Consider the following 6,555-nt stretch of genomic DNA (forward strand, 5'->3'; position numbering starts at 1 on the left):
AGGTCCATCGGATTGACTTCCTTCCAGGGCATCCGCAAGCTCCTCCTTCGAGCCCGCATCGTCCCCTCTCGTGTCAACCATCCGCCCAGAGAAATCTGTCAACCATGCGCCCGGGTCGTACAGAATTGACGCCTAACCCTTCGGTCAACGCGACCCGCACCGGCAGGCGTCTTGGGGCACGAGGCCGCCCAGCACTATCATCGGCCTCGCGCCCCAAGCCCCCTGCCGCTGCGGGCGCGTTACCTCAAACGTTAGGCCTCGGGTCAGCACGGTCGTCGCGACTCGCAGGGTTCAAGAAGCACCACATGCCTGCGACCGTCGTCTCGTCAGCCAGCAGTGAAATACGAGGGCACGCGCCTGGCAAGGACCTGGCAAGGAAGAGGGGCAAGGTCTGTGCGGGCCGCCCGTCGCACGCGCGGTCGGCGCACGGCCCGAGCACATCGAAGAACAAGATCGGTCGTCGCAAGTCGATGCACCGAGCACCAGGCCCACAAAGAGCATGCCGTTCACTTCGGGCGGTACTTGCTTCGCATCTCACACAGCCGTCGGCGGCAAGAACATCGGTCAAGCTCTGGCAGTTCTCGCGTCCGTGTCGCGCAGCTCAGGGCCCAAGTCGCTCATCAGCCTGCTCGCTGTTCACGGTCGCAAACGCACCGAGGCCTAACCCTTCGGTCAACGCGACGTCCACCAGCTGCGCGCCAGGGCCGCGAAGCACCCAGGCATATCATGTGCCTCGCGGCCCTGGCGCTCCGCCGGCGGCCGCGCGTTACCTCAAACGTTAGGCCGCATACGCATGCTCGACTTCAGCTGCCACTTCTGCCCCGGGCGACTCCCCGTTGCGTTCGTCTTCTGTGTTCCCGGGGCAGACGAGGTCCGCGCTGGAAGGCCCGTCTCAGGCGCAACTGGTGAGAACTTTGATTTCGCACTCCAACATCTGAACGCTGAGAGACCAGACATCTTCGAGTCACCTGCGCGATACGACTATAGGATCACCAACTCGGTGGCAATACCAATGGCTGTCAGCCTTGGGCACAAGACGTCAGAGCCGAAGGATTGCGAAGTGACTGAAAGGGGAAACGTCGATCGAGTGACACAAGAACTGGTTGGTTGCTCAGTAGTAGTTCTGTGTGGGCTCAAGGCGCGCCTACTTCGTCCTGACGTTGGCAGCAATGGCCGCACAGTCTTCGACGCTTGGCACTTGGGCAACCAAGCGTTGAACGGGAAGTACAGACTACCTGGAAATTCTTCAGCAACTACAAGCCACGCTCGACGTAGGCAACGTGCAACCTTGTGGGCCGCAGAACTGCTGGTCAACATCGGGGGACAAAATGCGGCCTAACCCTTCGGTCAACGCGACCCGCACCAGCAGGCCCCTTGGGGCGCGAGGCCGTGCAGCCTATCATCGGCCTCGCGCCCCAAGCGTCCTGCCGGCACGGGCGCGTTACCTCAAACGTTAGGCCTCGCGCGCAGTCTTCGGCGAACGCCAGGCGCATCTGTCCACGCCGAACGAACACCAAATCTCGACCAATGTCGCTGATGGGAAGTGAAGACAATGAGCGCTCATCGACGAGCGCACCACCACGAAGAGAAGACAGTCGTTGGTGCAACTGCGATCGAAGATTGCCTTCCGTCCCGGCCGCTGATAGAACAGCCGAAGTCCGGAGATCAGTGCTGCGCGCTTCACCACGACGGACTGAACTGCGTGAAGACAATTCAACGTCGCAGGCTCAGTCACCACCAGGCGCCAGCGGCCTGCCTACGCCGGCAAGGCTTCGGCTCTGCCAGCAGTCAGTGCTACGGGCAGGCCGGGGACCGAGGCCTAACACGTCGGTCAACGCGACGTCCACCAGCTGCACACCAGGGCCGCGAGGCACCCAGGCATATCATGTGCCTCGCGGCCCTGGCGCTCCGCTGGTGGCCGCGCGTTACCTCAAACGTTAGGCGTCATGGCAAGGCCCCGCGCGAGCAATCGGTCCGTCTTGCGAGCACCGAACGTGAAGACCAACACCGCGTCCGCCGTGTTCGTCCGACTGCGAAGCGAGCGAAACGCTTGCGAGCACCGAGCATGAAGAACTGCACCGCATCTGTCGTACTTCGTCCGACTACGATGACCCGCGAGTCGTCTTCGCAAGCTGTGCCCTTCGATCGGCGCTTCAAGGTCAGTCTCACAAGTGCGCTTCGCGCAGGCGTGCTGCGCCGCGCAGTCAGTCCGTCGGGCGCCACGCGGGCGCGGCGCGAGGTGAGTTCGCAGCCCAGGGCCAACGAGCCGCACTGCGCATGCACTCTGGCCCTGGCAACCGCAGCGCCTTGCGAGGCATCACTGGCAGGCGGTTGTCTTCCACGCGGTCCCGTAGTTCTGCCGCTCAAAATGCCGCCTAACCCTTCGGTCAACGCGACGTCCACCAGCTACGCGCCAGGGCCGCGAGGCACCCAGGCATATCATCTGCCTCGCGGCCCTGGCGCTCCGCTGGCGGCCGCGCGTTACCTCAAACGTTAGGCGTCATGAACCACGACCTCGCAGACGCGCCGGCAGTACTGTCGGGCACTTGGCTCTACGCGGGAGACACTCCTTGCGCAGTCAAGATTGTCAGTCATCACGTGCTCTATGGGACAGGTGACGAGGAAGATCCACCCGACATCGCGGACGACCAAGAAGTCGAGTGCTTCTATATCTACTTCAGCACCCCGGCGGGTCAACCACAATGGGTTGGCGGTGGTACAAGCACCTCTCTCACAGAGGCGAGAACCATCGTTGAACAAAGGCTCGGGTCCACGCTCACTTGGCACGAGAAGGACTCAGGTACTCGGTGAACGCGTTCATTTCTCTTGGCCCGCAGCGCGCGAACCCCAATGACGCCTAACCCTTCGGTCAACGCGACCCGTACCAGCAGGCCGCTTGGGGCGCGAGGCACCCAAGCCTATCATGTGCCTCGCGCCCCAAGCGCCCTGCCGGCACGGGCGCGTTACCTCAAACGTTAGGCCTCACGACACTAACCATGCCCGCCATCTTCGCGTTTACCTGCACTTGCTGCGGCAAGTTGCACGAAGGATCACCCAGCTTCGCCTTCAATGCGCCGGACCACTATGCGAATCTGACCGAAGAACAGAAGGCACGAATCGGCAAGCTGAATTCCGACGTCTGCACGATCGCGCACGAGGACAGGACGGATTACTTCATTCGAACGATCCTGGAGATTCCGATTGAAGGCGTCGCTGAGCCATTTACCTGGGGCGTCTGGGTCTCCCTGAGCAAGAAAAGCTTTGAGCGTTATCTCGACACTTACGACACTCCAGTCGAAGGAGAAGGCTTCTTCGGCTGGCTGTGCAATGCCATCCCGAACTATCCCAGCGGGCCATCATCGCGACCGACTGATGTCATCGTTCAATTGAACCGTCAGCGGCCCAAACTGCTTCTTCATCGTGGCGAACAAGAGACTGACCCTCTCGTCATCGATCAACACCAAGGCATTTCCGTCGCCAGGGCCCAGTCGCTCGCGGAGCAGGCGATGCACCGGTGAGGCCTAACTGGTCGGTCAAGGCGACGTCCACCAGCTACGCGCCAGGGCCGCGAGGCACCCAGGCATATCATGTGCCTCGCGGCCCTGGCGCTCCGCTGGCGGCCGCGCCTTACCTTCAACGTTAGGCGCCCGAAGAAGTGCAAAGACACTCGCCTTCGAGACACTGTAGTTTCTTCGCCGTCGCGGGAGCAGCGAACTCACGCCGGGATCGCGTGAACATCACCCTCGACCCTCGGCGCCGGCTACCCGCGCTTTGCCGGGCAGCGAACCAAGCGTGTGACTCCTCCAGATCGATCGCTGCCCCGCCGAAAATGCCCTTCTGCAGAGGAATCGCGGTCCACGCACAAATGCTGCGGTCTCGCGCGCAGTCGCGCAAACACCCAAACACCCAAGCACTGCAGGCCACCGGCGCACGAATGCCAATGCGAACACGAGTGGCACCCTCCCCAATCGCTGCAAGAAGGCTGGCCGGCCTGGAAGGCTTGTGCGTTTGGCTGCCGATCGAGCACACTGAACCATGAATACAAACTGCGGGCTGTCCACCGAGGCGCCTAACCCTTCCATCGAACGGACGTGCACAAGCAGGCTTCGCCTGCTTGTGCCAGCCGCTCATGTCAAACGTTAGGCGTCATGGCAAGGCCCTGCCCGAGCAATCGGTTCGTCTTGCGAGCACTGAACGTGAAGACCAACACCGCGTCCGCCGCAATCGTCCGACTGCGAGGCGACCGGAGCGCTTGCGAGCACCGAGCATGAACAACAACCGCGTCTGTCGTGCTCCGTCCGACTGCGGCGGCAGTGAGTCGTCTTCGCAAGCTGTGCCCTCCGGCCGTCGCTTCAAGGTCAGTCCCACAAGTGCGCTTCGCGCAAGCGTGCTGCGCCGCGCAGTCAGTCTGTCGGGCGCCGCGCGGGCGCGGCGCGAGGCGGAGTTCGGAGCGCAGGGTCAACAATCCGCCCTGCGCATGCACTCTGGCCCTGGCAAGCCGCAGCACCTTGCCGGCCATCACTGGCGGTCGGCTCTCCAATCGCACGGTCTCGTAGTTCTGCCGCTCAAAATGCCGCCTAACCCTTCGGTCAACGCGACGTCCACCAGCTACGCGCCAGGGCCGCGAGGCACCCAGGCATATCATGTGCCTCGCGGCCCTGGCGCTCCACTGGCGGCCGCGCGTTACCTCAAACGTTAGGCCTCACAACATGCACCGACATCTGCGCTTCTTTCGCGCGCTCCTCGGAACCACTTTGGTTGCATTTCTGGCCTTCACGCTTGCGTTCGAGTTCACCGTGGTGCAGCCTGCCCTGTCCAAGGCTGCATCCCTGCTTGCCGCCGCCGCGCCAAGCGAACGCAGTCCCCCAGCCACCCTAATGGAAGCACTGGATCGCTCGCAACCCGAACTGCGGAAGTACCAAGTGGCGAGGGACTTGCTCGCTCAACCGCCTTCACAGATTGAGGGCCTCCGAACACTGAGCAGGCAGTCCCTGGAACACGGCCTTGGCATCTCCCTCAAGTTGCACCTTTCAGAACAAGACCTGTCAGCTCTGCATCTGTCGCAGGCATACATGGGACCAGGAGTGCGCGGGTATGCACAAGCATCAGCAATCCATCTAGGTGTACCACTGGAGTCCGTCACACGCGAGCAAGCTGCGAAGCTCGTGGCAATTTCGCTTGCACCGGCCGCAAATCTGGCCAGTCCGGAGCGGCTGGCTCGGCGCGTCGAGTTGCTGCTGTCAGCCCGCCGCCAGTGAGGCCTAACCCTTCGGTCAACGCGACGTCCACCAGCTACGCGCCAGGGCCGCGAGACACCCAGGCATATCATGTGCCTCGCGGCCCTGGCGCTCCGCTGGCGGCCGCGCGTTACCTCAAACGTTAGGCCGCACGCCCCGCCATCGACGCCGCACACTCATCCATGGTCCAGTTCGCTACCTTCGATGATCTCGAGCGCTTCACCAAGAACCTCCAGAATTCAGGCCAGGTTCTGGCGAAATCGCTCCGACGGGAAGGTAAGACCGTCTTCTTGTCTCATTCACACAAGGACAACGAGTATCTTCCTGGCGTCATTAGCGTACTCGAGAACAACGGCGGGTCGGTGTACGTGGACGTTCAAGACAAGTCTCTGCCTGAAGACCCTTCACTTGAGACCGCAGCCATTCTTCGCCAAAGCCTCTCGGTCTGCCGAAAGTTCGTCGTCTTTGTTACCACGCAGAGCAAGGATAGCAAGTGGATCCCGTGGGAACTCGGGCTAGGCGACGGTGAGAAGACAATGCGCAACGTGGCACTCTTTCCCGCCGCAAAGCAAGACTACGACCAAGCGTGGGCCGAACGCGAGTACCTTGGCCTGTACGACCGGATCGTGTGGGGCCAGTTCACCGGTGGTCCGTTCGAGTGGCTCGTTCATCATCATCATGACAACACGGCAGTCAAACTGAACGAGTGGCTCACTCGCACATGAGCGAAGTGCGGCCTAACCCTTCGGTCAACGCGACCCGCACCAGCAGGCGTCTTGGGGCGCGAGGCACCCAGGCTAATCATGTGCCTCGCGCCCCAAGCCTCCTGCTGCTGCGGGCGCGTTACCTCAAACGTTAGGTGTCCGTCGAAGTGCGCCACTTGCGCAGGTCTCGTTCAGCCCACCTTCGCCGGCGAGCACGATCGGGTGCGCTCTGGAAGCAAAGACATCGTTCGGCGTGATGCCCTGGCAGAAACACAAATCCGTTGGCTGGATGCGCAGCCCACCACGCGCCCTTCGGGCGCTTGCAGTTCGGAAAAAGCCGCAGGCCCCACTGCCGCTCGCCAAGGTCCGTCGCTTGTCATGGCCGCTCATCTCGAAGTCCATGAATGCCCGCTCGGGCTCTGGCAGCGCGCGCAACTGCGCAGTTCAAGTTCTGCCCTGCGCAACATCGTCATCCGTCCTTCTGGCATCGGTGCCCAAGACCCGCAGCCACCTAACCCTTCGGTCAACGCGACGTCCACCAGCTACGCGCCAGGGCCGCGAGGCACCCAGGCATATCATGTGCCTCGCGGCCCTGGCGCTCCGCTGGCGGCCGC

At 62.5% G+C, this 6,555-nt stretch carries 3 protein-coding genes; all 3 read left to right on the top strand.

The genetic code is table 11. From position 1 onward, the window contains the following. Positions 1-2,996: 2,996 nt before the first annotated feature. The 3 genes from HLB44_RS36405 to HLB44_RS36415 all read left to right on the top strand — a co-directional run bounded on the left by HLB44_RS36405 (position 2,997) and on the right by HLB44_RS36415 (position 5,962). Positions 2,997-3,518 (top strand): DUF2199 domain-containing protein, encoded by a 522-nt coding sequence (locus HLB44_RS36405; protein ID WP_173135699.1) that lies wholly within the window; start codon positions 2,997-2,999, stop codon positions 3,516-3,518. A 1,191-nt stretch (positions 3,519-4,709) separates the two neighbouring features. After that, on the top strand, positions 4,710-5,258 hold the full coding sequence (locus HLB44_RS36410; RefSeq protein ID WP_173135702.1) for a transglycosylase domain-containing protein: 549 nt from the start codon (positions 4,710-4,712) through the stop codon (positions 5,256-5,258). Between the two features lie 161 nt (positions 5,259-5,419). Further along, positions 5,420-5,962 carry a TIR domain-containing protein gene (locus HLB44_RS36415; RefSeq protein WP_173135705.1) on the top strand — a complete coding sequence of 181 codons (543 nt, stop codon included), beginning with the start codon at positions 5,420-5,422 and terminating at the stop codon, positions 5,960-5,962. Positions 5,963-6,555: the final 593 nt, after the last annotated feature.

The organism is Pseudaquabacterium terrae, assembly GCF_013266755.1.
GTDB lineage: Bacteria > Pseudomonadota > Gammaproteobacteria > Burkholderiales > Burkholderiaceae_C > Pseudaquabacterium > Pseudaquabacterium terrae.